The organism is Aerophototrophica crusticola, assembly GCF_012913305.1.
GTDB classification, from domain to species: domain Bacteria; phylum Pseudomonadota; class Alphaproteobacteria; order Azospirillales; family Azospirillaceae; genus Niveispirillum; species Niveispirillum crusticola.
On sequence record NZ_CP051775.1, the window covers coordinates 561,887 to 588,388 of the forward strand.

A 26,502-nucleotide genomic window follows, 5' to 3' on the forward strand; every position below is an offset into this window, starting at 1 on the left:
TGACACCAAGACTGCGAACATCCTCGAACGGCAGTCCCCACGCGCTCACTCCGCCAACACCTTCGGCAGCTTGAACACCACGTCCTCCGTGGCGGTGACCACCTCCTCGACGGTGACCTGGTAGCGGGCGCGGAGCGCGTCCAGCACCTCTTCCACCAGCACCTCGGGCGCGGAGGCGCCGGCGGTGATGCCAAGGGTGCGGACCCGGTCCAGCCGGTCCCAGTCGATCTGGGCGGCGCGCTGCACCAGCATGGCGCGGCTACAGCCATGGGCCCGCGCCACCTCGACCAAGCGGACGGAGTTGGAGCTGTTGGGCGCACCCAGTACCAGCAGCGCGTCGGCGCGGGGCGCGATGGCCTTCACCGCCGCCTGGCGGTTGGTGGTGGCATAGCAGATGTCCTCCCGCTTCGGGCCGGCGATGGCGGGGAACCGCTGCCGCAACGCCTCCACCACCTGCACCGTGTCGTCCACGGACAGGGTGGTCTGGGTGACGAAGGCCAAATTGTCCGGGTCCGCGACCTCCAGCGTCGCCACGTCCTCCACCGTCTCCACCAGCAGCACGGCTTCCTTGGGCAGTTGGCCCATGGTGCCCACCACCTCGGGGTGGCCGGCATGACCAATCAGCACGATGGTGCGGCCGTCCCTGTGGTGCCGCTCCGCCTCACGGTGGACCTTGCTGACCAGGGGCAGGTGGCGTCCACATACAGCAGGTTGCGGCGCTGAGCCTCCGCCGGGATCGACTTGGGCACGCCATGGGCGGAGAAGACCACCGGCCGGTCGTCCGGCACCTGGTCCAGCTCCTTCACGAAGACGGCGCCCTTACGCTCCAGGCTCTCCACCACGAAGCGGTTGTGCACGATCTCATGCCGGACATAGACGGGGGCGCCGTATTTCCTCAGCGCCACCTCGACGATCTGGATGGCCCGGTCCACGCCGGCGCAGAAGCCGCGCGGCGCGGCCAGCAGGATATGCAGGGCGGGCTTGGCCTGGGTGTCCCGCGCGGCGGGGTCCAGGACGGACATGTCAGGGCTGGCGGACATTTCTGCTTCGGCTTCCTGCTGCTCTACCGCGCTCCGGGATCGGGCACCGCATCCTATGGGCCCACCTGGTGAAGATTTCATGGCGGGGGAGGGGAGGGATGGCCGCACCCCGGTCCTGCCGGGCAACCCGGACCGCCGCGCCCGCCCGGGCTTGTGCGTCCCCGGTTGTTTCCCTATTGTCGCGTGGCCGCGGGACCCCCGCTACCCCTTTTTACGCACGGACCGGATCTTGCCTGTGACGCGCACCCGTTCGACCCCCGCCCATGCCCGCCAGCCTATAGCACGGGACGGCGGGAACGCCGCCCGCCGATTGGTCGGGGCTGCCATGGCCGGTGTGGCACTGCTGGCCCTTTCCGGTTGCGGCAGCGACCGCGACAGCTTCCGCCCCGGCTGCCCCAACGTGGGCATCGTCCGCGACGCCGCCACCTGGCGGCAGGAGGGCGGGGTGGCCGTCATGGCGCGGGTGGACGCGGCCTGCGAGTATGAGGACACGGGCGTCACCGTCACTGCCGACCTGACCATCACCGGCCGGACGGCGGAAGGGGCGAACCCCGGCCGTCTGCCGCTGGAATATTTCGTCGTCGTCACCGACCCGCAGCGCAACGTCATCGCCAAGCAGGTCTTCGCTACCGGCGTGGACATCAGCGGCGGCACGGGCGCGGTGGCCGAGTCCCTGGTCCAGTTCATCCCGGCCGCCCCCACGGTGGATGCCCGCTGGTACGAGGTGCTGGTGGGCTTCCAGCTCCCGCCGGAGCAGGTGGAGACCAACCGCCGGGTCAACGAGGGGCGCTGACGCCCCGCCCTGGGGAAAGTTTGGGCGTGACCGCCCGGCGCATTGACTTCGCCGGGGCCATGGTTAGTTTACCGCGCACATGCCGCTCACCCCATGCGGGAGAGACCGGATAGCCCATACGGGGTATCCGGCGCCGAAGGAGCAACCGCCCCCGGAAACTCTCAGGCAAAAGGACCGCTTGGGGCAGGCACATCTGGAAAGCAGGCGGGTCCGGGGTTTGTCCCGGGCCGACCGCCCACCGACGGAGTAAGTGGTTGGCGCAAGCCGGCCGCGAATCTCTCAGGGGCCAGGACAGAGGGGGGCAAACCTGCTTGGGATGATCCCGGGCGGGCGTGAACTCTGTCCGGGGGACTTCCAGTGGGCAATGATGCGGGCACCGCGCCCGAGACCCTTCTGCAGACGCCGCTCCATTCCCTCCACCGGGAGCTGGGGGCCAAGATGGTGCCCTTCGCCGGCTATGACATGCCGGTCCAGTACCCCATGGGCGTGCTGAAGGAGCACCTGCACACAAGGCACCAGGCCGGCCTGTTCGACGTGTCCCACATGGGCCAGGTCCGCTTGCGCGGCGCCAGCGTGGAAGCCGTGATCGCGGCGCTGGAGGCCCTGGTGCCCGGCGACGTGGCGGCCCTCGCGCCGGGCCGCATCCGCTACACCATGTTCACCGACGCGCAGGGCGGCATCCTGGACGACCTGATGGTCACGCGGTTCGATGACCACGTCTATGTGGTGATCAACGCCGGCCGCAAGCGCGCCGACCTGGCCCATATGGCGGAGAACCTGCCGGGCGTGGAGATCGAGTATCTGGGCGACGACGCCGGCCTGCTGGCCTTGCAGGGCCCCGCGGCAGCCACCGTCATGGCGCGGCTGGTGCCGGGGGCGGAGGCCATGCCCTTCATGTCCGCCACGACGGCCAGCATCAATGGCATCCCGGTGCAGTTCAGCCGCTCCGGCTACACCGGCGAGGACGGGTTCGAGATCAGTGTCGCCGCCAGGGACTCGGAAGCCCTCGCCCGGTTGCTGCTGGCCCAGCCCGAGGTTGCGCCCATCGGCCTGGGCGCCCGCGACTCGCTGCGGCTGGAGGCGGGCCTCTGCCTCTACGGGCATGACATCGACGAGACGACGACCCCCATCGAGGCGGGGCTGGCCTGGACCATCTCCAAGCGCCGCCGGGCAGAGGGGGGCTTCCTGGGCGCGGCCATCATCCAGGCCCAGCTCCAGAATGGCACCACCCGCAAGCGCGTGGGCATCCTGCCCGAAGGCCGCCAGCCCGCGCGGGAACACACGGACATCCAGGACCAGGACGGCCGCGTCATCGGCCAGGTGACCAGCGGCGGCTTCGGCCCCACGGCCAACGGCCCGGTCGCCATGGGCTATGTCGCCACTGCCCAGGCCGCGGTGGGCACGCCCGTGAACCTGATCGTGCGCGGCAAGCCGCTGGCGGCCAAGGTCGCCGCCATGCCCTTCGCGCCGCACCGGTATTTCAAGGGGTAGGGCCGTAGGTCGGATTGGCGGCGCACGCCGCGTAATCCGACGGCCAAGGGATTTCGTCTGATCACGCTTCGCTGATCCGACCTACAGAACAGGCTTCTCGGACAAGGGGACAGGACCATGACTATCCGTTTCACCAAGGACCATGAGTGGATCAAGCTTGAGGGTGACGTCGCCACCGTCGGCATCACCGACTATGCCCAGCACGCCCTGGGCGACGTGGTGTTCGTGGAGGTGCCGGAGGCCGGCAAGGCGCTGAGCCAGGGCAAGGACGCCGCCGTGGTGGAGTCCGTGAAGGCCGCGTCGGAGGTCTATGCCCCCGTTGACGGCACCGTGACGGAGGGCAATGCCGCCCTGGCGGATGAGCCCGCCCTGGTCAACACCGACCCCACCGGCAAGGGCTGGTTCTTCAAGATGACCCTGTCCAACCCGTCCCAGCTGGACGCGCTGATGGACGAGGAAGCCTATAAGTCCTACGTCGAGGGCCTGTGATGCGTTACCTCCCCCTGACCGAGGCCGACCGCCGGTCGATGCTGGCCACCATCGGGGTGGACAGCGTCGACGCCCTGTTCCGTGACGTGCCCGAGGGTGCCCGCCTGCCGGGTCCCATCCCCGGCCTGCCCAACCACATGGGCGAGCTGCAGGTGGAGCGGCACCTGTCCCGCCTGTCCACCAAGAACCTGACCGCAGGCTGCGTGCCCTTCTTCCTGGGCGCCGGCGCCTACAAGCACCATGTGCCGGCCAGCGTGGACCAGATCCTGCTGCGGGGCGAGTTCCTGACCAGCTACACCCCCTACCAGCCGGAGGTGAGCCAGGGCACGCTGCAGTACCTGTTCGAGTTCCAGACCCAGGTCGCCCTGCTGACCGGCATGGATGTGGCCAACGCCTCCATGTATGACGGCGCCACCGGCACGGCCGAGGCGGTGCTGATGGCCAACCGCATCACCAAGCGGAACAAGGCCATCCTGTCCGGCGGCCTGCACCCCCACTACCGGGAGGTCACCCAGACCACCTGCGGCGTGATGGGCATGGACATCCAGGCCCAGACCCCCGACCCCGCGGGCAAGGAGGACCTGGCCGGCCTGGTGGACGACCAGACCGCCTGCGTCGTCGTGCAGACCCCAAGCCTGTTCGGCCACCTCAGCGACTTCACCGCCCTGTGCACCGCCGCCCACGCCAAGGGCGCCCTGGTCATCGTGGTGGTGACGGAGGTGGTGTCCCTGGGCCTGCTGACCCCGCCGGGCCAGATGGGCGCCGACATCGTGGTCTGCGAGGGCCAGAGCATCGGCAACGCCCTGAACTTCGGCGGCCCCTATGTCGGCCTGTTCGCCACGCGGGAGAAGTTCGTCCGCCAGATGCCCGGCCGCCTCTGCGGCCAGACGGTGGACGCGGAGGGCAAGCGCGGCTTCGTGCTGACCCTGTCCACCCGTGAGCAGCACATCCGGCGGGAGAAGGCGACCAGCAACATCTGCACCAACAGCGGCCTCTGCGCCCTGGCCTTCACCATCCACCTGTCCCTGCTGGGGGAGGAGGGTTTCAGCCGCCTCGCCCGCATCAACCACGCCAACGCCGTCCTGCTGGCGGAGAAGCTGGCGGGCCTGAAGGGCGTGGAGGTGCTGAACGACAGCTTCTTCAACGAGTTCACCGTGAAGCTGCCGAAGAAGGCCGCCAAGGTGGTGGAGAAGCTGGCCAAGCAGCAGATCCTGGCCGGCGTCCCGGTCAGCCGCCTGTACCCGGCCGAGGACGGGCTGGAGAAGCTGCTTCTGGTGGCCTGCACCGAGACGAACACCGAAAGCGACATGGACGCGCTGGTGCGCGGCCTGGAGGAGGTCCTCTGATGAGCATGAACAACCAGGGCCGCCCCACCACGCCCCACGCCGCCAGCGCGTCGGAGACGGCCGGCACCTTCACCGGCAACCGGGCGCTGATGCAGGAAGAGGCGCTGATCTTCGAGCTGGACAACCCCGGTGTCGTCGGCGTGGACCTGCCGGAGCCGGCGACCACGAAGACCAAGCTGGGCGGCGTCAAGGCCCGCGGCCGCATCGGCCTGCCGGACCTGGCGGAGCCGCAGGTGGTCCGCCACTTCACCCGGCTGAGCCAGAAGAACTTCGGCATCGACAGCACGATGTACCCGCTGGGCTCGTGCACCATGAAGCACAACCCGCGCCTGAACGAGAAGATGGCGCGGCTGCCCGGCTTCAGCGACATCCACCCGCTCCAGCCCGAGTCCACGGTGCAGGGGGCGCTGGAGCTGATCGACCAGCTGGCCCACTGGCTGAAGACCCTGACCGGCATGCCGGCGGTGGCCATGTCGCCGGGCGCCGGCGCCCATGGTGAGCTGTGCGGCCTGATGGCCATCCACGCCGCGCTTGAGGCGCGCGGGGAGGGGCACCGCAAGCGGGTGCTGGTGCCGGAGAGCGCGCACGGCACCAACCCGGCCACGGCGGCCTTCTGCGGCTTCTCCGTGGACACGATCCCGGCGGAGGACAATGGCCGCGTCAGCGTGGAGGCGGTGAAGGCCAAGCTCGGCCCCGACGTCGCCTGCATCATGCTGACGAACCCCAACACCTGCGGCCTGTTCGAGCCGCAGATCAAGGAGATCGCCGACGCGGTGCATGAGGCCGGCGGCTATTTCTACTGCGACGGCGCCAACTACAACGCCATCGTCGGCCGGGTGCGCCCGGCGGACCTGGGCGTGGACGCCATGCACATCAACCTGCACAAGACCTTCAGCACGCCCCATGGCGGCGGCGGCCCCGGCTCCGGCCCGGTGGTGCTGTCCGCGGCCCTGGCCCCCTTCGCCCCGCTGCCCTATGTGGTGCACGGGGAGGACGGGTTCCGGCTGGTGGAGCACGCGGCCGACGCCGAGGGCAAGCCCTTCGGCCGGCTGAAGACCTTCCACGGCCAGATGGGCATGTTCGTGCGCGCCCTGTCCTACATCCTGTCCCATGGCGCGGACGGGCTGCGGCAGGTGGCGACGGACGCGGTGCTGAATGCCAACTACGTGCTGGCCAGCCTACAGGACGTCATGTCCGCCCCCTTCGGCGGCCCCTGCATGCATGAGGCGCTGTTCGACGACGGCTTCCTGAAGGGCACCGGGGTCACCCCGCTGGACTTCGCGAAGGCCATGATCGACGAGGGCTTCCACCCCATGACCATGTACTTCCCCCTGGTCGTGCACGGGGCCCTGTTGGTGGAGCCGACGGAGACCGAGTCGAAGTCCACCCTCGACCAGTTCATCGCCACCCTGCGCCACCTGGCGGAGAAGGCGAAGGCCGGCGACGCGGCGTTCTTCCAGGCGGCCCCCCGCCTGACCCCGCGCCGCCGCCTGGACGAGACGGCGGCGGCCCGCAAGCCCATCCTGCGCTGGACGCCCCCGGCCCAGCCGGTGCAGGCCCAGGCCGCGGAGTAAAGCAGGCGCAAGAGCGTGTTCCCGGGCACCGGGAGCACGCTCCGGCGGCGACCGCCGCCGCGCGGCCACGTGGCCGCGAAAGCCAAGCCGCGGATGCGGTGCCGGCGTTTGAGGAACTCAAGAAGCTAGATCCGATGCCAGCTTGCTGGAAGCGGGTCGAAAATTGCGCGGGCGGGGTCCGGAAGGCCCCGCCCGTGTCATTTCCGCCACCCGTCACGCGAATTTCCCGCAACCGCCTCCCATTTCCGGCGCGCCCGAGGTATGTTGCTGGTCTGTTACAGACCTGATCCGCGATGGCAACGACCTCCCGTCCCCTGATCCCTTTCCGGTTGCGTACCGTCCTTGTATCCCTGGCGTTCCTGGCCGGGCCCGCCAGTCCTGCCATGGCGGCGGGGGCGTTGACGGCGGCGGACAAGGAACGGCCTGTCGTCATCGCCTCGGACCCCTGGTGCCCTTATGCCTGCAACCCGGAGACGGAGGGGCGGGAAGGCTACATGGTGGAGCTGGCGCGGGAGGTGTTCCGTGAGGCCGGCCTGTCCGTGGACTACCGGGTGGTCAATTTCCAGGTCATGCGCCGCATGGCGGCCGACGGAAGCGCCACCTTGATCCCCGGCGTGGCCGCGGACCTGGACGGGACGCTGCTTTTGCCGAAGCTGTCCCAGGGCAACTCCGCCAACGCGGTGGCCGTGGCCCCGGCGCGGGACTTCACCTGGAAGGGGCCCGACAGCTTCACGGGCCACCGGCTGGGGGTCATCAAGGACTATGTCTATGGCGGCGCCATCCAGGCCTATGTGGACGCCCACAAGGCCGACCCGAAGCGGGTGGAGGTGTTGAGCGGCTTCGGCTACTCCCACGTCACCCAGGGCCTGCGCATGGTCATGGCCGGGCGCATGGACCTGTTCCTGGACGACCGCAACGTCCTGGTCTGGACCCTGTCCCGCCTGCCCAAGGCGGACGGGGTCCGCGTGGTCTCGCTGGAGGATGACGCGGACCTGTTCGTCGGCGTCTCCAAGCGCGACCCCCGCGCCGCCGCCCTGGCCACCCTGCTGGCGGATGGCACAGCCAAGCTCCGCGCCTCCGGCCGGTTGGCGGAGATCCTGGCCTCCTACGGGCTGAAGGACTGGGAACAGCCCAACCGCTGAGGACCACCTCCTCGCCCCCCGCCGCCGGGCCTGCTATGAAGGCGGGCAGATCGTCGCGTGGTGGGGAACCCGATGAAATCCGGCAACAGCGTCCTGTCCTCCTACGGCACCACCATCTTCGAGGTGATGTCCCGCCTTGCGGAGACGCACAAGGCCGTCAACCTCGGCCAGGGCTTCCCCGATGGCAACGGCCCGGCCGACTTGGTGGCGGAAGCCACGCGCTACCTGGACACAGGCTGGAACCAATACCCCTCCATGATGGGCCTGCCCACCCTGCGGCAGGCGGTGGCGGAGCATGCCAGGCGTTTCTACGGGCTGGATGTCGATTGGGCTTCGGAGGTGATGGTGACCTCCGGCGCCACGGAGGCGCTGGCCGCCTGCCTGTTCGGCCTGCTGGAGCCGGGGGACGAGGTGGTGCTGTTCCAGCCGCTGTACGACAGTTACGTCCCCATCATCCGCCGCGCCGGCGCCGTGCCCCGCTTCGTCAGCCTGCGGGCGCCGGACTGGAGCTTCGATCCGGATGAGCTGCGCGCCGCCTTCGGGCCCAGGACCAAGCTCGTCCTCATCAACAACCCGCTGAACCCTGCCGCCAAGGTCTGGGGGTGGGAAGAGCTGTCCACCCTGGCCGAGCTGGTGCAGGAGCATGACTGCCTCGCCGTCTGCGACGAGGTCTATGAGCATCTGGTCTTCGACGGTCGCCCGCACATCCCGCTGATGGCCCTGCCCGGCATGCGCGACCGCACCTTGCGCATCGGCTCCGCCGGCAAGACCTTCTCCCTCACCGGGTGGAAGGTGGGCTATGTCACCGGCGCCCCCCGGCTGCTCCAGCCCGTGGCGAAGGCCCACCAGTTCCTGACCTTCACCACCCCGCCCAACCTGCAACACGCCGTGGCCTTCGGGCTGCGCAAGGACGACGCCTATTTCCACGGCCTCGCCGCCGACATGCAGGCAAAGCGCGACCGGCTGACCGCGGGGCTGCGCGCCGCGGGCCTCACGGTGCTGCCGGCCCAGGGCACCTATTTCGTCACCGCCGACATCGGCCACACCGGGCTGGGGGAGGGCGACACGGAGTTCTGCAAGCGCCTGACCGCGGAGGCCGGCGTCACCGCCATCCCCGTCAGCGCCTTCTTCGACCAGGACCCGCCGGGCAACCTGATCCGCTTCTGCTTCTGCAAGAAGGACGAGACATTGGATGAGGCCTGCCGCCGGCTGGAGGGCTGGTTCGCGGCGCGGGCGTGAATCGCCAATGATAAAGCCGAAAGTGCGGCGAGGAAGGAAGTGTGCTGTGGGAACCTTTTTCTTCGATGATAGCAAGCACCCAAGCAGTGGTTTTCATATAGTTGCAAGCGTATATAGCGAGAAGGATGTATCGAATAAAATAAAGGAAAAATTTATTGAGGTTGGATATCGTTATGGAGTCGACGAATTTAAATCAGGTCGGCATATGAAGAATAATCAAAAGCTCTCTTGTTTGAGAGATAGTCTCATGGATATTATATCATATAATTGCAAGATTGGCGTAGCTATATCGAAGCCGGATGAGAACATGAGCAAGATATCCCTTGCGCTGCTGCGGAAAATGCTCGCCCATCCGAGTTTGATGGGAAGACCGCATCAGGTTTATTTCGATCAAGGACTGTTTCCGCGAAACCAATCAATCAGAGAAGAAACGTCGCTGTTGGTTACTGAGTGCCAGCTAAATTTCCAGTTCTCGTGCGATTCGAGAGAGGTATGCGGCATACAGCTTGCCGATCTGACGGCGCATACTTGTGCCATTATGCTGAAAGAAGCAATGGGTTTAACGAGCAAGAAAGTCAATATTGGAAAGGACGAAAATCAGAGCTGGCCCGAAGAAATAGAAATTGGATTTCTACTTTGGACGGGCATAAGGTATAACTTCTTCTCCGCCGCCCCTCCGCACCCTGACGATTGGCAGGCTGATGAGATCCAGCCGATGGCCGATGTGACGCCCTATGGGCTCTATATCGATGAAGCTTTGGCTGACGAAATCAAAGACGCGGCGTTGGCTCGTTTTGGAAAGATGTACCTCGGCTGTATACACTAAAGCCTTAACTTTGAGTTTGATTGACGCTACTAAGCCTGGGATCCCGCTTTCCCATCCCGGCCACCCCCATCCCCACCGCCAGCGTCGCCAGCCAGGCGACCCGGCTCTGGTAGCGGTCGTGGGGGTTGGACAGGGCGCCGTTGATGAAGGCGTTGCCCAGCAGGGCCAGCAGCATGAACAGGGCCAGGGCGGCCACGTCATGCCGCTTCCGCCGCGCGGCCCAGGCGACGACAAAGGGTAGGGCCAGCAGGGACAGGTGCGCCACGGGCACATGCACCAGGTTCAGCGCGTCGAACATGCCTTGCGTGGTCTGCTGCTTCTGCTGCTTCGCTGCGGTGAAGGCGTCGTTCTGCCAGGGCAGGTGGCCGCTGAAGATCCAGCGAGTGACCTCCTGCCACTCATCCAACCCGTCGCCCGTCTCCACCTCCAGGATCTGGTGCCAGGTGGCGACCAGGGCGGTCCTCAGGTGCAGTCCGGGATAGGCTTTCAGGCTCTCCTTGGTGATGCGGGACAGCTCCGCGTCCGCGCCACCCCAGCCGCCCACCTTCCTGAAGGGGCTGTCCGGGTGCCACAGGAACTCGTTGGCGTCCGGCACGATCTGGTCCTGGTAGTCGCACAGCTTGTAGGCGGGGTCGGGGCAGTGCTCCGCCAGGAACTTCTGCGCGATCCCGTCCTGCACCAACCGACCGAACACGAAGGCCGGGCCGCCGGGGGTGAAGGTCGCCTTGCCCACCAGCGCCAGGTGGCCCAGCGGCATCACCAGCAGGCTCGCCCCCAGCACCAGGGCGGGTGGCAGCAGCCGCGGCGTCACCGCCCAGCCCCAGCGCCGCACCGCCAGCTTGGCTCCGGCCACCACCGCCACAAGCCCGGCGGCCAGGGCGATGGTGCCCATGTGGGACAGCAGGGCCAGCAGGCCGACCGCCGCCACCCCCGCCCGTTCCCCCGCCCCAGCCGCTCCCAGCGGAAACCCAGCATCCAGAAGCCCAGGACCAGCAGGCCGGTCAGGATGTCCGGCATCAGTTGCGCGCTGTACCAGGAAATGCCCGTCAGGGCTGCCAAGCCGACCGCGGCACCTGTCAGCGCCCAGGGGCCGTGCGGCAGGTCGTGGGCCCGCAAGGCCAGCCGGACCAGCCAAAGGGTCACGGCCGCCTGCGCCAGCACCGGCCCCCATAGGGTCACCCAGCCCAGGGAACTTCCCCAGAGGAACAGGCCATAGAACAGGGACCGACCCGGCTCCAGCTCCAGGTCGAAAACCCGCTTGATGTAGCCACCCGTGTCGAAGAACACGATTGCGTAGCCGTTCCACAGGGCGGGGGCCAGCAGGGCCGCCAACGACAGCGCCAGCGCGGCGGCCCAGGCCAGGGCCCGGCGACCGTCTTGTGTCGCCTCGGCGGCGGCGGGGGAGGGGATCGGTGTCATGATGGGCTGGGTAGACCGGTGATGTGGCGACGATGCGGCGGAAGGATGCAGAGCCCGGGGCATTCCGCAATGGCCCTGATGATCGATTGCAAGAGCGTGGTGCCGCTGACCGGAGGCGGTGCCGGCGATTGAGAGACACGCAAAGCTTGGACCTGTTTCCAGCCTGCCGGATGCAGGTCAAAAATGCGCCTCCCATCCGGCCCCATGTCTGCCATATTGCGCCGCGAGAACCAGGGGACCGAATGCGGCCACCCCGGTTCGGCCCGGTCCCGTCCCCCTTCGGACCCGGTAGCGAGGAAACAGTCCCTGACGATGCCGACGCGCACCCTATCGCTCCTGCTCGCCCTTGGCATGCTCCAGACCCCGGCGGTCCTGGCCCAGTCGGCCCCGCCCGCCGGCTCCCGCCCGGCCCCGGCGCCGGCGTCCGCCCCGGCGGCGCCCCCGGCTCCGGCGGAGCCGTCCCCCGCCGAGCGCCCCTTCGAGCTGGCGGGCGTGGAAGTGGCGGCGGAGCGCGACAAGCCGCAGGCCTGCTTCCGGTTCACCCGCACCCTGCCGAAACCCCGGCCCAGGGGCGCGGACCTTGCCAAGTTCGTCCAGGTGGCACCGGCCCAGGACATCACCGTCTCTGTCCGCGACCGCGACCTTTGCCTGGAAGGGCTGGGCCACGGCCAGCGCTACACCATCACCCTCGCCGTCGGCCTGCCCGCCGAGGGCGGGAAGGAGACCCTGGCCGCGCCGGTCACGCGGGAAGTGGACGTGCCCGACCGCCGGGCCAGCCTGGCCTTCCGCGGCCAGGGCTACCTGCTGCCCCGCATCGGCGGGGAAGGGCTGCCCCTGCGCAGCGTGAATGTGGAGCGGGCGCGCCTGTCGGTGCTGCGGGTCAACGACCGGGCGCTGGTGGAGCAGATCTATTACGGCCGCATCAACCAGACCATGACCGACTTCGAGGTCGGCGACATCCTGGACAAGAACGGCGAGGTGGTCTGGCGGGGGGAGATGGCCATGGCCGGCGGGCGCAACCGCGCCGCGGTCACGCCCTTCCCCATCGACGCGGTGCTGGGCACCCTGCCACCGGGCGTCTATGTGGCGGTGGCGGAGAACGCGGCCCTCCCCGTGGTGGCCTGGGACATGCGGGCCACCCAATGGTTCGTCGTTTCCGACTTGGGGTTGACCAGCTTCCGGGGGGAGGACGGCCTGACCGTCTTCGCCCGCAGCCTGTCCAATGCCAAGCCCCTGCCGAACGTGTCCGTGCGCCTCGTCGCCCGGAACAACGAGGAGCTGGGCACAGCCAGCACCGGCCCGGACGGGCTTGCCCGCTTCCCCCGGGAACTGTTGCAGGGGCAGGAGGGGCGTACGCCCCAGGCCTTGTTCGCCAACGCGCCCGAGGGCGGCTTCTCCCTGCTGGACTTCGGCGCCCCGGCGGTGGAGGTGGCGGCGGACGGCCGGGCCACCGGCCCGCTGGACGCCTACCTGTTCACCGACCGCGGGGCCTACCGCCCCGGTGACCTGCTGAACCTGACAGCCCTGCTGCGTGACGCCGACGCCCGTGCCGTGGCCGGGCGCCGGCTGGCCTTCAAGCTCGCCCGGCCCGACGGGCTGGTGCTTGAGACGCGTTATGCCGATGACCGCGGGGCCGGCGGCTATGCCGTGGCCTTCCGGCTGCCGCCCAACGCCGTGGGGGGCCGCTGGTCCCTGACCGCCCATGCCGACGCCAACGGCCCGGCCCTGGGCAAGGCAGAGATGATGGTGGGGGAGGTGGCGCCCACCCGCCTGGACGTGACCCTGACCGCCGACAAGGCGCGGCTGGGCCCCGACGGCAAGGCCACCCTGACCGTGGACGGCCGCTACCTGTTCGGCGGCCCCGCCGCCCGCCTGCCGGGCGAGCTGACCGTGACCCTGCGCCCCGCGGAAAAGCCCTACCCGGGCCTGGACGGCTACCGCTTCGGCCTGGTGCAGCAGGCCCTCGCGCCGGAGCGGCGCAGCCTGCCCGGCTTCACCACCGCCCCCGACGGCACGGCCAAGGTGGGTGTGGAACTGGGCAAGCTGCCGGAGACCACCCGCCCGCTCGAGGCGGTGCTCCAGGCCACGGTGCATGACGTGGGCGGCCGCTCGGTGGAGCGGACGCTGGTGCTTCCCGTGTCCAACCAGGCCTTCGCCCTGGGCATCAAGCCGAACTTCAACGGGGAGGCGGTGCCGGAGGGGGCGAGCGTCGCCTTCGACGTGGTGGCCGTGGCCCCCGACGGGCAGCGGGTGGCCCGCACCGGCCTGTCCTGGGAGCTGTACGAGGAGGAATTCCAGTACGACTGGTTCGAGGCCGACGGCCGCTGGGACTACAAGTCCAGCATCCGGGACAAGCGCCTGACCGGCGGCACCCTGGACGTGGCCGCCGACAAGCCGTCCATCCTGGAGGAACAGGTCAAGGCCGGCCGCTACCGGCTGGAGGTGTTCGACCCCGCCACGGGCGTGGCGTCCAGTGTCCGGTTCTCCGCCGGCTGGTGGGTCAGCGCCAAGCTGGGCGACAAGCCCGACACGGTGGAGCTGGCGGTGGAGGGGGCCCAGGCCCAACCCGGCGGCACCGCCCGGGTGTTCGTCCGCCCGCCCTATGAGGCGACGGTGGTGGTGGCCCTGGCCGACCGCGCCGTGCGCTCCACCCAGGTGCAGCAGGTGGGGCCCCAGGGCGCCTTCCTGGAGGTACCCATCCCCGCCGACGTGACCGGCGGCGCGCACCTGCTGGCCACCGCCTATGCCCCGCCGACCCGGCCAAGCGCAACGCCCCCCGCCGGGCCGTGGGCATCGACTGGGTGGCCGTGGACCCGGCGTCCCGCCTTCTGTCCGTGAAGATCGAACCGCCGGCGGAGGCCCGGCCCCGCGGCCCGCTGACGCTGCCGGTCACCGTAACCGGGGTGGAGGAGGGGGCGCAGGCCCATGTGGTGGTGACCGCGATCGACCAGGGCCTGTCCTCCCTGGGCGGCCAGAACGCGGTGGGTGAGCAGGGCGTGAACCCCGCCGGCTGGTTCTTCGGCCGCCGCAGCCTGCCCGTGGAACTGCGCGACGCCTATGGTCGCCTGTTGGGTGAGCCTGCACCCGCCCCGCCCGTCACCAAGGACAAGGAACCGGTCAAGGCGCTGCCCCGGGCCCCGTCCCCGACCTTGCTACAGGGCCGGGACGTGGCCGCCGTCTATTCCGGCATCGTCACCGTCGGGGCTGACGGCAAGGCCCAAGTGGTCCTGGACCTGCCGGACATCCAGTCCACCCTGTCGCTGACCGCCGTGGCCTGGTCCGGCACGAAGGTCGGCCGCGGCGACGCGGTCATGGCCGTGCGCGACCCGGTCACCGCCACCCTGGGCGTGCCGGGCTTCCTGGCGCCGGACGACAAGGTCCAGCTCCGCCTCTCGGTGGACAACGCCGCAGGCCCTCGTGGCCCCTACCGGGCCACCCTGATCGCCGAGGGGCCGTTGGCCGTGGACAGCACGCCCATGGACTTCAAGGCCCTGCAGCCCGGCCGCAACGCCAATGCCACCCGCACCCTGACCGCCACCGGCGTCGGCCAGGGCCGGCTGACCCTGACCCTGACGGGGCCGGAGGGCTACACGCTCACCCGCATCTTCCCCATCACGGTGCGCAGCCCGGTCCCGCCGGTCGCCCGGCAGGATGGCGGCACCCTGGCGCCCGGCGGGACGCTGACCGTCCGCGGCGGGCCGCTGCTGGAAGGGCTGCGGCCCGGCACGGCGACCCTGGCGGTGACGGCGGGTCCCCGCCTGCCCCTGGACGCCGCCGGACAGCTGCTGGCCCTGGACACCCGCGCCTATGGCTCGTCGGAGCAGTTGGCCGGACGGCTGCTGCCCCTGCTGTACGTCAACGATTGGGCCCGTGACCTGGGCCTGCCCGCCGATGCCGCCCTGAAGGAGCGGGTGCAGATGCTGATCGACCGGCTGGCCGCGCGCCAGCGGTCGGACGGCGCCTTCGCCCTCTGGTCCGTGGACGGGCCGGCCGAGCCCTGGCTGACCCCCTTCGTCCTGGACGCCCTGACCCGCGCCCGGGAAGCCGGCTATGTGGTGCCGGAGGAAGGCTACCGCCGCGGGCTGGACTGGCTGTCCCGTGCCGTGGGCAACAGTTGGGTGGAGGATGCGGAGCTGCCCTCCCGCGCCTATGTCCTGTACGTCGCCGCCCGGGCCAAGGTGATCGACGCCGCCCCGGTGCGCTTCTTCCAGGAAACCTTCTTCCCCAAGGTGAGCAGCCGGTTGGCCCGGGCCCAGGTGGGTGCCGCCTTCGCCCTGCTGGGCGACGGGGAACGGGCGGCATCCATCTTCGCGGGCCTGCGCGACCTGCCCGTGGGCACGCCGGGCGCGCGCGACTTCGGGTCGGAGCTGCGCGACCGGGCCGCCGCCCTGGCCTTCCTGGCGGAGGGCAACGCCGACGCCGCCCTGGTGGAGGCGGAGGCCAAGGCCCTGCAGACCTTGTTGCGCGACCCCGCCCAGACCAGCACGCAGGAGCGGGCCTGGCTGCTGCTGGCCGCCAATGCCCTGTCGGGCCGCTCCGGCCCCGTGACCCTGGCCCAGGACGGCAAGCCGGAAACGCTGGCCCGTCCCCTGCTGCGCCGGGTGGACCCGGCCAAGGGCCTGCTTCTGGGCAACCCCGGCCAGCAACCCTTGTCCACGCAGGTCACTGCCGTCGGCATCCCCGCCAAGCCCCTGCCGGCAGAGGCCAACGGCCTTACCCTGGAGCGGCGCATCCTGGACACCAAGGGCAACCCAGTGGACCTGAACAAGGTCCGGGCCAACGACCTGTTGGTGGTGGTGCTTGAGGGCAAGGCGGAGCGCCCGCCGGCCGGGCCGCTGCTGCTGGTGGACCCGCTGCCGGCCGGCTTCGCCATCGAGAATGTGCGACTGGCCGGCAGCGCCCAGTTGGGTGACCTGTCCTGGCTGGGGCCTTTGTCCGATGCCGCCCATGTGGAGTTCCGGGAGGACCGGTTCGTCGCCGCCCTGGACCTGCCGGCGGAGACGCCGGACTTCCGCCTGGTCTACCTGGCCCGCGTGGCCAATGCCGGGACCTTCGGCCTGCCCGCCGCCCGGGTGGAGGATCTGGTGGACGCCACCCGCTTCGCCCGCACCCCGGCGGGGACCCTGACCGTGGTGGCGCCGAGGGGGTGACCTCGGGCGCTACCGCGCCGTCAGCAGGCCGCTGCCCTCTTCCTTCAGCGGCTCGGTGCCGGCGATGCTCATGACCACCTCGCCGGCGGTGGCGAAGCGCTCCAGGCGGCGGGACCAGACGGGGCCGGCGGCCTGGGCGCGACAGGGGAAGCGTTCCCCGGACCAGGGGTCCACGATGTCCGCCACCACCTGTCCCGCCTCCACCCGGTCCCCCAGGGCGGCGTGGTAGGCGATGACCCCGGCCACGGGGGCCCGCACCCGGTCCACCCCGGCCAGGGGCGTGCCCTCGCACAAGGCGGCGGGAAGGGGGGCCGGGGTGCCGGCCAGCACGCCGCGGACCCGCAGGTGGTCCAGGATGGCGTCGGCGTCGGCCTTGGCCTGCGTGTCGTCCACGTCCGCCTCGCCCCGCAGCTCGATGGTCGTGGCGGCGCAGGCGGGTGGCAGGGGGATGCCGTCCGGCAGCCGCGCCCGCAGCTTCCACCACACGGACGAACAGGCCTCATCGAACGGGTCCCCGCCCGACTCGCCGGCCAGCAGCGCCGCGTGGCAGCCCAGCCGGGCCGACAGGTCGGCGAAGCCCGGCCATAGCTCCGTGCCCGTGTACAGGTGCATCACCGCGTCCGAATCGCAATGCAGGTCTAGCATCACGTCCGCATCCACGGCGAAGCCCAGCAGCAGCTTGCGCAGGGCGTCCGCGTCGGTCTGCGGCACCAGCTCCGCCACCGAGTCCCGCAAGGCTTGGCGCACCAGGGCCACGTTGGTCGCCGCGTCCAGGCCCAGTTGGCCCCTGACCCGGCGCTCCACCGCGTCGGTCAGGTCGGCATAGGCCCGGTTGAAGTTCACCCCGCCGCCCAGCTCGAACCGGCCCAGCAGCCGGCCCTGGAACACCTGGTCGAAGCCGATGGGGTTGGCCAGGGGCAGCACCAGCACCTCCCCCCGGACCTGGCCCGCCGCATCCAGGGCGGCCAGCTTGGCGACAAGGTCAAGCGCCACCAGCATGCCCGGCAGCTCCCCCGCATGCAGCCCGGCCTGGACATAGGCCTTGGGCCCCGCGCCGGGCCTGCCGAAGCGGTGCAGCCGCAAGGACCGGCCGGTGCCCGGGCGGTTGAAGGGAAGGGGGATGATGTCGATGGCATGGGTCATGGCGACAGTCTGCCCACCCTGAAAGGGCCCGTCCAGCCCTGGCGCGCACCGCCGACCTCTGCCACCTTCTAGCCAGAGGCGGTGGGGAATGGTGGCTTTACACGGAACGATACCGGGGGCTGGGGAGGGGTGGCGGGTGTGGGCGCTCATCGCCGCCCTGATGGCCTATGGCGCCTTCTGCATGCCCGCGCCCCAGGGCTTCGGCCCGGCAGAGCTGGCGGTGGCCCTGGGCCTTTTCGCCGCCATCGGCCCGGCACGGCTGTTCGCCTTGTCCAGCGGCTTGTCCTTGCGGCGGCCCGGTGCGGACATGCTGGACTGGGTGGGCAGCCTCACCCTGCTGGCCCTGCTGCTGCTGGGCGGGGTGCGGGGGATCGCCCTGGGCTGGGCGGAGCGGGACATCCTGCGTGACGTGGTCCCCCTTGGGTTCCTGTTCCTGCCCCTCCTGCTCGGCCCCTTGCTGGCCTGCCTGACGCCGCGGGTGCTGCGTCGGCTGGCGCACGCCTTTGCCCTTGCCGGCCTGCTCTTTGCCCTGCGCTGGTGGGGGAGCCAGGTCATGGGCATCGGGCCGGCGGGGATGGCGGGCCCCAACAGCGCGGACTACCTGCTGAACAGCGCCACCGTGCCCTTTGCCGCGGTCTGGCTGCCCCTCGCGGGCCTCCGCCCTGCGTTGGAGCGACCGGGCAGGGGCGGCTGGGTCCTGGCGGGCCTGGGCCTCATCGCCGGCCTCGCCTGCCTGGGTGCCCTGGCAGAGGCGGTGCACCGGGCGGCGCTGTTGCTGTGCCTGGGCGCGCTGGGGATCGGCTTCGTGGCGCAGGGGCTGTTGCGGCCCCGGCTGGGGCTGGTCCTGCTGCTGGGCTTGCTGGCCGCCTCCTCCATCCTGGGCCCGGTGCTGCTGGACGCGCTGGATTTGGTCGCGCGCAAGACCGAAGCGGTGGGCCTGAACAACCGGTTGGCGGAGGTGGAGGCCGTGCTGGCCCAGACCGGCCGTTCCCCGGTCGCGTTCCTGCTGGGCGACGGCTGGGGCGCCCTGCTGTCCAACCCGGCGGTGGGGTATCTCCGCGTCTCCTATACCCACAGCTTGGCCAGCTACTTGTTGCTGAAGGTGGGGGCCGTGGGGCTGGTGCTGGTCCTGGCCTATCTGGGCCTGCTGGCGGGCCGCATCCTGGCGGCACAGGCACGCCGGCCCGACCTGCTTCTGGCGGCAGGGCCGTCCCTGCTGCTGGGCCTGTTCCTCCATACCTCCTTCAAGTTCCTGTGCTTCGGCCTGCTCCTGGCCTTGCTCACGGCCCGCGGGCGGGGCGGCTAAGCCGCTTGCGGCTTTACAAAGAATATGATGGGGGTCATTCTCTTGTAGTAAGCGACCTATCCGGCAGGGCGATCCCATGGCCGCGCGTTCCATCCTGTTCGTGAACCGGGTCTACCCGCCGGACGCGGGGGCGACGGGGCGCCTGTTGGCGGATGTCGCCTGCCACATGGCCGACCAGGGCTGGCAGGTCACCGTGGTGGCCGAGGGTGAAGGCGACGCCACGCCCATGCCCGGGCTCACTGTCCGCCGCACCGGGGGCCGGGTGTCGGGGGCCAGTGCCCGCGCCTATCTGGGCAGCCTGGGGCGGCTGGCACGCCTTGCCTTGGCGCAGCCGCGCCATGACCTGGTGGTCACCATGACCGACCCGCCCCTGCTGCACTTGGCCGGGCCGGCCTTGCGGGCGCGGCATCGTGCGGCCCTGGTGCATTGGTGCCAGGACTTGTACCCGGACCTGTTCCCCCGCGTGGGGCTGGCTCTGCCCAAGGCGGCGGCGCTGGCGCTCGCGGGGCTGTCCACGGCGGCCCTGGCGCGGTGCGACCGGCTGGTGCCCATCGGGGATTGCATGGCCGACCGGCTCGCCGCCCGCGGCCTGGACCCCCGCCGCATCCACCCCATCCCCAACTGGCCCCAGGCCGGGTTGCTGGCCGCCAAGCCCGACCGCGGCGCATTGGAGGAAATCGTCCCCGCCGCGCGGGGCAGGTTGGTCCTGCTCTATGCCGGGACCATCGGCCTCGTCCACCCCACGGCCCCCCTTCTGCACGCAGCACGGCGCCTGCAGGCAGCCGGGGCGCCGGTCCAGATCGTTGTCATGGGGGCAGGTCGGCGACGGCAGGCCCTGGACCAGGACGCCGCCAGCCTGCGCAACCTTTCCCTGCTGCCCTACCTGGATGATGGGCGGGCGGCCATGGTATCCGCCACGGCCGACCTGCATCTGGCCCTGATGGAACCGGCGACGGTCGGCATGCTGGTTCCCTGCAAGGTCCCGGCCGCCCTCGGGGCGGGCCGGCCCGTGCTGTTCTGTGGCCCGCCCGATGGCACCGCCGCGCGGCAGGTGGCGGCGTCCGGGGCTGGCCGCGTCGTGCCTCCGGATGGGGAAGCCCTGGCTGCCGCCGTCCAGGCCTGCCTGGAGCATCCGGGAATGCTGGAAGCCTGGACGGAAGCGGCGGCCCGGGAAAGGGCGGCCTTCCGGGACCGGCCGGGCCCCGCGGCCTTTGCCGGCCTGGCGTCGGAGCTGCTGGAAGGGCGGGTGGCCCGCCCGCGTCTCATCCGCCGCCTGTCCCTGCCGGTCACCACCCCCCTCGGCCCCGGCCGCGTGGGCTGAGCCATGGATGGCGGGCTGCACAGCATCCCTGTGGCGGTCGGGCAGTTGCGGCAGGACCTGCGCGCCTCCTGGCGAGGCGTCCTGTGGGCCGGGCTTGCCGGGTTCCTGCTGGCCCTGGCCGGGCTCTGGCTGGTGACGCCGCAATACACGGCCGCCATCACCATCGGCCCCACCGGGCGCATCGGACCCGCGGGCATGGGCATGCGGGTGCCCAGCGCCGTCACCAACCCGGTCCGCCCGGTGGCCGAAGGCGGGTCGGGGGAGGAGCTGCTGTCCGACTTCAGCCGCTATCTGGAGCTGATGGTCTCCGTCCCCGTGGCGGAAAGGCTGGCCGCCGATACCGGCCTGATGGCCCGCCTGTTCCCCTCCGCCTGGGACGCGGACCTGAAGGAATGGCGCCCGGCCATGGACCCGATGTCGCTGGGGGCGCGGCTGCTGCGCTGGCTGGTGGGCCAGCCCACCTGGGCACCCCCGGACGCGGTCAGCCTGTCCCGCCATCTCCGCCGCAAGCTGACGCTGGAGAAGGTGCATGGCGGACCCATCCACCGCATCTCCTTCCGGCATGAGGACCGTGCCTTCGCCATCATGCTGGTGTCGCGCCTGCATATGGTCGCCGACCGGCTGCTGCGGGAGGAAGCGGCCCGCCGCACGGGCAAGGAGGTGGATTATGTGCGGGATAAGCTGAAGGGGATCAGCAAGGCCGGGGACGAACGGGCGCTGGGCGCGCTGCTGGCGGACCAGGAACGTATCCTGATGATGCTGGACATTGACCTGCCCTTCGCCGCCGACGTGATCGAGCCCGCCCACGCGCAGGCCCTGCCGGACTGGCCCAACCCCGTGGTCCTGCTGCCTCTGGGCGCCGTGGCCGGCATGGGGCTGATGGTCTTCGCCGTCACCGCCCGCCTGGGCCTGACCCGGTTCGGCCGGTGACCGGGAAGACGCCCCCCGTTCCCCTGTCCGTGGTCGTCATGACCCGGGACGAGGCGGAGAACATCCAGGACTGCCTGCGGAGCCTGGAGCCCTTCGCGGAAATCTTCGTGGTGGACAGCGGCAGCGGCGATGACACCGCCCGCCTGGCTTTCGCTGCCGGGGTTCGGGTAGTGCCGTTCCGTTGGGACGGGCGCTATCCCAAGAAGAAGCAGTGGTGCCTGGATAATTTGCCCCTCCGGCACGACTGGGTCCTGTTCGTGGACGCGGATGAGCGCGTCACACCGGCCCTGGCGGGGGAACTGCGCGGGCTGGTGTGCCGGGGACCGGACGCCGCGGCCTATATGCTGGATAGCCGGCCCGTGGTGCTGGGTCGGGTGCTGCGCTTCGGCGCGCGCTTCCGCAAGGTGGCCCTGATGCACCGGCGACGCTGCCGTTTCGCGCCCTGCCCGGACCTGGGCATCGCGACCATGTGGGAGGTTGAGGGGCACTACCAGCCCGTCGTCGACGGGCCGGTCGGGCGGCTGCGCGCGCCGCTGCTCCATGCCGACGCCAAGCCGCCCTTCGCCTGGTTCGAGCGGCACAACCGCTATTCGGATTGGGAGGCCCACCTGGACCATGGTGGCGGGCGGGCAGCGCTGCTGGCGGGGGAGGGGCCCTGGCGGCGGGCGCTGAAGCGGGTTTTCCGCCGCCTGCCGTGCCGCCCCGGCCTGCTGTTCCTGCTGGAATACGGCCTGCGCCTGGGCTTCCTGGACGGGCGGGCGGGTCTGCACCACGCCCTGGCCCGGGCATTCTATTACTGGCAGGTTGGTTACAAGCGTGACTGGCTGGCATCCCGACAGGGCCGGCCCGACGACGCTCAGTCCTCGGAGTCGTCCTCTTCCACGTCACCGGCCAGCGCCTTGATCAGCTCGAACGCGCGGCGGCGGACGGGCTCCTCCGGGATGCGGTAATAGGCGCGGACCAGCTCCAGCGTTTCCCGCCGGGCCATGGACTCGAACTCCTGGGTTTCGCTGGGCACGCCGTTCGACAGGTCGGGGCCCTGGGCCGGCAGGTCCTCGAAGAAGAAGGTCACCGGCACGCCCAAGACCTGGGACAAGTTGAACAGACGGCTCGCGCTGATCCGGTTGGCGCCGCGCTCATACTTCTGCAGTTGTTGGAAGGTAATGCCGACCGCCTCACCCAGGGTTTCCTGGCTCAAGCCCAGAAGCGTGCGGCGTAGGCGCAGGCGCTGTCCCACATGGATGTCGATGGGGTTGGGGCCCTCGCCACGCTTTGACAGCGAGTACGGGCTCGCCAGATTGGCCTTCTTCGAGCTCTTCTTTGCGATCATCTTCCTCTCCCAACCTTGCACGGCGGCCAAGCGTGTATAGTGCAGAATCCTTAGCGGGCAAACGGATTTATGCGTAGTCGAAGGGCTTCTGCCGGCCCCGGTCTTGTGGCCGAAATCACCCCATCGCCCCGGCTATGCCAATAACGGTTGCGGCCCCCGGTCGGCACCAATTCGGGGAGGAGAAGTTTGTTCATTAACTTTGCTTCCGCCCGAAGCGCAGGTACGCGTAAGCCGCGGGATGCGCGCTTCTGAGGCTTGCCATGCAGAATTGCAGGGCAGAGATGCAACGCCGAACACCCTGGGGCAGCCCCAGGATCTCCGCACGGATGCGGTCCTGTTCCTGCCGTCCCAAGGCCGCGTGCCGACGTGACAGCCCGTCGGGGGCGAACACGGCCAGGGCGCTAGGCATGCGGGAAATCCGGCAGGCGCGCCGAATCGCCTCCAGGGTGAAGGCGTAATCGGCCGCGATGCGGTAGGACATGTCGAACTCCATGTCGGCCACCAGGTCGCGCCGGTACAGGATGGCGCAATGGTGGGCCGGCATGCCGTACCAGACCCAACGCCAGTGCCGGGACGGTTTCAAGGCCAAGTGCCCGGTCCCCGGGTCCTCCAACGCGTCGCCATAGAGCAGGTCCGGTGACCCGGCCCGCAACGCCGCCGCCACCCCGGCCAGCACGCCCGGCCCGGCCAGCCGGTCGCCGCCGTTCAGGAACAGCAGGTAACGGCCCTGGGCCTGTCCCATGGCCCTGTTCATCCCGCCAAAGGGCCCGCCATCGACCCGGCTGTCCCACCAGTGGGGCGGGTCCCTGGCCAAGTCCCCAAGGGTCCCGTCGGTGGAGCCGCCGTCGGCCACCAGCCATTCGAACTCCCGCCAGCCCTGCGCGTCCAGGGAGGCCCGTGTCCGGGCTAGGCCGGCCCGGTCGTCCCGTGTGACCGTGATCACGGAAAGCAGCGGTCCGTCCATCCCGTCAGTCCGCGATGCTGACGATGGCCGCCGCCGTCAGGGCCAACTGGCTCAGGATGCCGGTCACGCTCTGGGTCAGGGGCAGGAACTCCAGCGGCTCCGGGTCGCGCGGCACGACGATGGTGGACCCCGGCGGGATCCCGGCCACCCGGTACAGGTCGGGCAGCCGCTCCAGCGGGCGGGAGCTGCCGTCCGGCAGGATGACGAAGGCCAAGTCCTCGTCCGCGTTGCGGGTCGTGCCGCCCGCCTCCTCCAGATAATCGTCCGACCCCTTGCCGGACCGGAACTGCAGTGATGCCGGCGACAGCACCTCCCCACCACCGTCACGGTCAGGGGGCGCTTGGGGATGGTCAGGCGGTCGCCATGCTCCAGGGTGATGTCCTGGGACGGGTCCGCGGCAAGGGCGGCGGGGTCGGCCTGCACGGTGATCCGGCCCAGGGCCTGGGCCCGGTGCAGGTCTTGGGACAGGCGCCGGGCCATCTCCACCCGGTCGGCGGCGGGCGGGTTGGCGCGGCGGAGTTGTTCCTCCAGCGCCCGGTCCACCTCTGCGGCATAGCGGCGGAGCGCCGCCTCCTGCTCCCGCCGGGCGCTTTCCCGCGTGAAGACGGCCCCATAGGGATAGGCCGAGGCCGTCAGCCCCCCGGCCCGGGCCAGCAGGCCGGACAGGGTCTCGTCCGGGGCGATGTCATAGGTGCCGGGCTGCGCCACCTCCCCGGCCAGGACCACCGTCCGCCGGGCGGCGGCCGGCAGGCGCGAGCCCACCCGCACGCTGTCCCCCGGTCCGACCCGGGTGTCCTCCAGCCCGACCCGCCGCGGGTGTCCCGCCCGGCCGGGGGCGGTGGGGATGACAGTTCCAGCAGCGCCGGGTCCGCGCCCAGGGCCAGCCCGCCCGCGGCTTGCAGCAGGGCGCCCAGGGCCACCCCTTCCGCCACCGGGTAGGCCCCGGCCTGGCGCACCGCCCCGCCCACCCAGGCCCGGTGCTCCAGCAGCAGGGCCAGCACGTCGTCGGGCAGGTCCGGCCGGGGTGGGCGGGACGTGGCCGGGTCCCCCGGGGCGTCCGCCCCGGGTTCGGCGGGGAGGGCCGCCACCTCCGACCGCGACAGGATGCGCACCCGGTCCCCCTCCTGCAGCCGGCGGTCGCTGCCGCCGGACCGCACCTCCACGGGGGCGAAGGGGATCAGGACACGGGCCAGGCGGGCCCGGTCGAACCGTTCCAGCACCGCTAGCAGCCCATAGGCGTCGGGGGCCAACGCCTCCCCGTCCCGCAGCAGGGCGCGCAAGGTCGGTGTCGCCGACAGGTCCCGCACGCCCGGCAGCCGCACGGCCCCCGCCAGCTCCACCCCCGCAGGGCCGGCATCCAGGACCTGCCCCGCGCCGGTTTCCCCGACCGGGGCGCCGGTGCCGCCGGCCGCCTGGACCAGCCGGGTCGCGCCAACGCCCGGGGCGGCAGGGTAGGGGCCGGGCCGCAGCACGCCCCGGCGCAGCAGCCTTGCATTGGCCAGGGCGAAGGGCAGCAGGTCGGGCTCCGCCGTGAAAAGGTCGGGGCAGGGCAGGGGTGGCCCCGACAAGCCGGCCGCGGCCTGGGCCAGCGCCCCCGTGCCAACACCCCCTCCGGGTCCGCCGACAGGGTGGCGGCCAGCGCGGAAAGGCCTGGGCAGTCCTCTCCCGGCGGGATGGGCGGGCCGGCCAGAAGGGACAGGACCTGCCGGCTGCCAAGATAGGAAATGTCCGCGGGCCCCAGGACCAGCAGCCGCCCACCCCCTGCCAGTGACGGGCCGTCGCGCCCGTCCAGCACGGCCTCCAGGTCCACGGCCTCCAGCCGGCGGCTGCCGGTGGTCGGGTCGATGCCCACGGCCACGGCGAAGGGGCGATAGGCGTCCGGCAGAAGGTCCGCCTCCGCCAGCAGGCCGGACAGGCGGCCGCCCGCCGACAGGGGGCGGGGGCCGGGTTGGCGCACATGGCCCGCCAGCTCCACCGTGTCCAGGCGGTCGGGGCGGCGGGTGCCGTACAGCAGGATGTCGCCGGAGCGGAACAGGGGACGGTCGGGGTCGGTGACGATGGCGCTCCGCTCGCTGCCGTCCGGTCCGGCATGCAGCCGCACGGCGGCCGGCGGGCCGGCATCCAGTGCCCCGCCGGCCAGGTCCAGCAGCCCGGCCAGGGTGGCCGGACGGCCGTCGGCGGGAAGCTCATACAGGGCCGGGCGGGCGACGCGGCCGGCCACCGCCACCACTGGCCCCAGGGGCGGCACGACCAGCCGGTCGCCGTCACGCAACCGCTCCGTCGCGGCACCAGCCCCGTCCCGGAGCAACTCATAGAGGTCCACCGGCACCCCGGCCGGGTCACCACCGGGCCGGACCAGCCTTATGGCCCGCAGGCTTCCCCCGGCCAGCACGCCGCCGGCCGCGGCCAGCCCGTCCAGCACGCTGGCGAAGGCAGGCACTTCCTGCGGCCCGGGTCGCGCCACCTCCCCCACCACCAGCACGGACAGGCGCCGGGCCTCTGCCAGGGACAGGTGGCCGCTGGTCTGGCTCAAGCCCGTCGCCACCAGCGCGTCGAACTCCGCCCGCAAGGCTCCCAACGTCTTCCCGGCCGCCGGCAGCGGGGGCAGGTCGTTGACCAGCAGCAGCCCGTCGACCCCGATCCGGTGGCGGCTCACCCCGCTCACCAGCCCCCGCAACACCACCAGCACCTCGTCCCCAGGCCCCAGCACATGGCTGTCCGCCGCCGACCCAAGGGCCGGGGGCCGGCCGGCCGGGGCCTCCGCGAACAGGCCGTGGCCGTACAGGCGCAGGGGCTCCCCCGCGCGGCGGCTGAATTCCTGCTCCACCCGTCCCGGCCCTGCCGCCTGGACCGGCGGCGGCAACCAGCAGAGGAGGCAGAGCAGAAGGAAAATCGACAGGGAACGGTTCGGCATCTGACATGTACGCGGCGGGCGGGCAGACCGCCCATCATACACAAGTAGATGGCAGCGCAAAGCTCCCATAGCCCGGCCAAGAAAA

Annotated in this window: 21 protein-coding genes, 1 pseudogene and 1 riboswitch; of the genes and pseudogenes, 14 read left to right on the forward strand and 8 right to left on the reverse strand. The window is 70.9% G+C overall.

The genetic code is table 11. From position 1 onward, the window contains the following. Window positions 1–45 precede the first annotated feature (45 nt). A pseudogene (gene ispH, locus HHL28_RS02665) lies at window positions 46–1,022 on the reverse strand (4-hydroxy-3-methylbut-2-enyl diphosphate reductase). A gap of 343 nt (window positions 1,023–1,365) precedes the next feature. On the opposite strand from ispH, the gene HHL28_RS02670 reads away from it, so the two are divergent. From HHL28_RS02670 to HHL28_RS02705, 8 genes are all read left to right on the forward strand, one after another. Then, window positions 1,366–1,833 (forward strand): hypothetical protein, encoded by a 468-nt coding sequence (locus HHL28_RS02670; protein ID WP_075771627.1) that lies wholly within the window; start codon window positions 1,366–1,368, stop codon window positions 1,831–1,833. An 86-nt stretch (window positions 1,834–1,919) separates the two neighbouring features. Then, window positions 1,920–2,020: riboswitch (glycine riboswitch) on the forward strand. Window positions 2,021–2,271: 251 nt separating this feature from the next. Beyond that, window positions 2,272–3,324: a glycine cleavage system aminomethyltransferase GcvT gene (gene gcvT, locus HHL28_RS02675; protein ID WP_404326344.1), complete on the forward strand. Its 1,053-nt coding sequence runs from the start codon at window positions 2,272–2,274 to the stop codon at window positions 3,322–3,324. 117 nt (window positions 3,325–3,441) lie between these two features. Beyond that, window positions 3,442–3,813, forward strand: a complete 372-nt coding sequence (gene gcvH, locus HHL28_RS02680) for a glycine cleavage system protein GcvH (protein ID WP_075771629.1) — start codon at window positions 3,442–3,444, stop codon at window positions 3,811–3,813. After that, window positions 3,813–5,159 (forward strand): aminomethyl-transferring glycine dehydrogenase subunit GcvPA, encoded by a 1,347-nt coding sequence (gene gcvPA, locus HHL28_RS02685; protein WP_075771630.1) that lies wholly within the window; start codon window positions 3,813–3,815, stop codon window positions 5,157–5,159. The genes gcvH and gcvPA overlap by 1 nt, the downstream gene beginning before the upstream one ends. Beyond that, window positions 5,159–6,733 carry an aminomethyl-transferring glycine dehydrogenase subunit GcvPB gene (gene gcvPB, locus HHL28_RS02690; RefSeq protein ID WP_075771631.1) on the forward strand — a complete coding sequence of 525 codons (1,575 nt, stop codon included), beginning with the start codon at window positions 5,159–5,161 and terminating at the stop codon, window positions 6,731–6,733. Before gcvPA ends, gcvPB begins: the two co-directional genes overlap by 1 nt. A gap of 329 nt (window positions 6,734–7,062) precedes the next feature. Continuing rightward, window positions 7,063–7,875, forward strand: coding sequence for a substrate-binding periplasmic protein (locus HHL28_RS02695; protein ID WP_169654625.1), 813 nt, complete (start codon window positions 7,063–7,065; stop codon window positions 7,873–7,875). A gap of 72 nt (window positions 7,876–7,947) precedes the next feature. Then, window positions 7,948–9,114, forward strand: a complete 1,167-nt coding sequence (locus tag HHL28_RS02700; RefSeq protein WP_075771633.1) for an aminotransferase — start codon at window positions 7,948–7,950, stop codon at window positions 9,112–9,114. 46 nt (window positions 9,115–9,160) lie between these two features. After that, window positions 9,161–9,940, forward strand: coding sequence for a DUF3800 domain-containing protein (locus tag HHL28_RS02705; protein ID WP_169654627.1), 780 nt, complete (start codon window positions 9,161–9,163; stop codon window positions 9,938–9,940). Window positions 9,941–9,944: 4 nt separating this feature from the next. Here the strand turns inward: HHL28_RS02705 and HHL28_RS02710 are convergent, their stop codons facing one another. Beyond that, the gene (locus tag HHL28_RS02710; protein ID WP_169654629.1) at window positions 9,945–10,868 is read right to left on the reverse strand and encodes a hypothetical protein; all 924 of its coding nucleotides are present in this window, start codon (window positions 10,866–10,868) and stop codon (window positions 9,945–9,947) included. 803 nt (window positions 10,869–11,671) lie between these two features. Between HHL28_RS02710 and HHL28_RS02715 the strand changes: the two genes are divergently transcribed. Both HHL28_RS02715 and HHL28_RS02720 read left to right on the forward strand, forming a co-directional pair. Beyond that, window positions 11,672–14,197, forward strand: coding sequence for an alpha-2-macroglobulin family protein (locus HHL28_RS02715; RefSeq protein WP_169654631.1), 2,526 nt, complete (start codon window positions 11,672–11,674; stop codon window positions 14,195–14,197). Further along, window positions 14,146–16,509 carry an alpha-2-macroglobulin family protein gene (locus tag HHL28_RS02720; RefSeq protein ID WP_169654633.1) on the forward strand — a complete coding sequence of 788 codons (2,364 nt, stop codon included), beginning with the start codon at window positions 14,146–14,148 and terminating at the stop codon, window positions 16,507–16,509. Before HHL28_RS02715 ends, HHL28_RS02720 begins: the two co-directional genes overlap by 52 nt. Window positions 16,510–16,518: 9 nt before the next feature. On the opposite strand, the gene HHL28_RS02725 is transcribed toward HHL28_RS02720, so the two are convergent. Then, window positions 16,519–17,652 (reverse strand): succinylglutamate desuccinylase/aspartoacylase family protein, encoded by a 1,134-nt coding sequence (locus HHL28_RS02725; protein WP_075771636.1) that lies wholly within the window; start codon window positions 17,650–17,652, stop codon window positions 16,519–16,521. A gap of 136 nt (window positions 17,653–17,788) precedes the next feature. On the opposite strand from HHL28_RS02725, the gene HHL28_RS02730 reads away from it, so the two are divergent. The 4 genes from HHL28_RS02730 to HHL28_RS02745 all read left to right on the forward strand — a co-directional run bounded on the left by HHL28_RS02730 (window position 17,789) and on the right by HHL28_RS02745 (window position 22,159). Beyond that, on the forward strand, window positions 17,789–18,958 hold the full coding sequence (locus HHL28_RS02730; protein WP_169654635.1) for a hypothetical protein: 1,170 nt from the start codon (window positions 17,789–17,791) through the stop codon (window positions 18,956–18,958). Between the two features lie 76 nt (window positions 18,959–19,034). Next, entirely contained in the window at window positions 19,035–20,279 is a 1,245-nt protein-coding gene (locus tag HHL28_RS02735; protein WP_075771638.1) for a glycosyltransferase family 4 protein, read from the forward strand. Between the two features lie 3 nt (window positions 20,280–20,282). Then, on the forward strand, window positions 20,283–21,209 hold the full coding sequence (locus HHL28_RS02740; RefSeq protein ID WP_075771639.1) for a hypothetical protein: 927 nt from the start codon (window positions 20,283–20,285) through the stop codon (window positions 21,207–21,209). After that, window positions 21,206–22,159 (forward strand): glycosyltransferase family 2 protein, encoded by a 954-nt coding sequence (locus tag HHL28_RS02745; protein ID WP_404326350.1) that lies wholly within the window; start codon window positions 21,206–21,208, stop codon window positions 22,157–22,159. The genes HHL28_RS02740 and HHL28_RS02745 overlap by 4 nt, the downstream gene beginning before the upstream one ends. Here the strand turns inward: HHL28_RS02745 and HHL28_RS02750 are convergent. From HHL28_RS02750 to HHL28_RS02770, 5 genes are all read right to left on the reverse strand, one after another. Further along, window positions 22,066–22,539: a helix-turn-helix domain-containing protein gene (locus HHL28_RS02750; protein ID WP_083699188.1), complete on the reverse strand. Its 474-nt coding sequence runs from the start codon at window positions 22,537–22,539 to the stop codon at window positions 22,066–22,068. The genes HHL28_RS02745 and HHL28_RS02750 overlap by 94 nt on opposite strands. Window positions 22,540–22,732: 193 nt before the next feature. Beyond that, window positions 22,733–23,503, reverse strand: coding sequence for a glycosyltransferase (locus HHL28_RS02755; protein WP_075771641.1), 771 nt, complete (start codon window positions 23,501–23,503; stop codon window positions 22,733–22,735). 75 nt (window positions 23,504–23,578) lie between these two features. Then, window positions 23,579–24,229 (reverse strand): SLBB domain-containing protein, encoded by a 651-nt coding sequence (locus HHL28_RS02760; RefSeq protein WP_404326352.1) that lies wholly within the window; start codon window positions 24,227–24,229, stop codon window positions 23,579–23,581. Beyond that, window positions 24,136–24,825, reverse strand: a complete 690-nt coding sequence (locus HHL28_RS02765; protein ID WP_169654639.1) for a serine/threonine-protein kinase — start codon at window positions 24,823–24,825, stop codon at window positions 24,136–24,138. The genes HHL28_RS02760 and HHL28_RS02765 overlap by 94 nt, the downstream gene beginning before the upstream one ends. After that, on the reverse strand, window positions 24,726–26,417 hold the full coding sequence (locus tag HHL28_RS02770; protein WP_169654641.1) for an SLBB domain-containing protein: 1,692 nt from the start codon (window positions 26,415–26,417) through the stop codon (window positions 24,726–24,728). The genes HHL28_RS02765 and HHL28_RS02770 overlap by 100 nt, the downstream gene beginning before the upstream one ends. Between the last annotated feature and the right edge of the window lie 85 nt (window positions 26,418–26,502).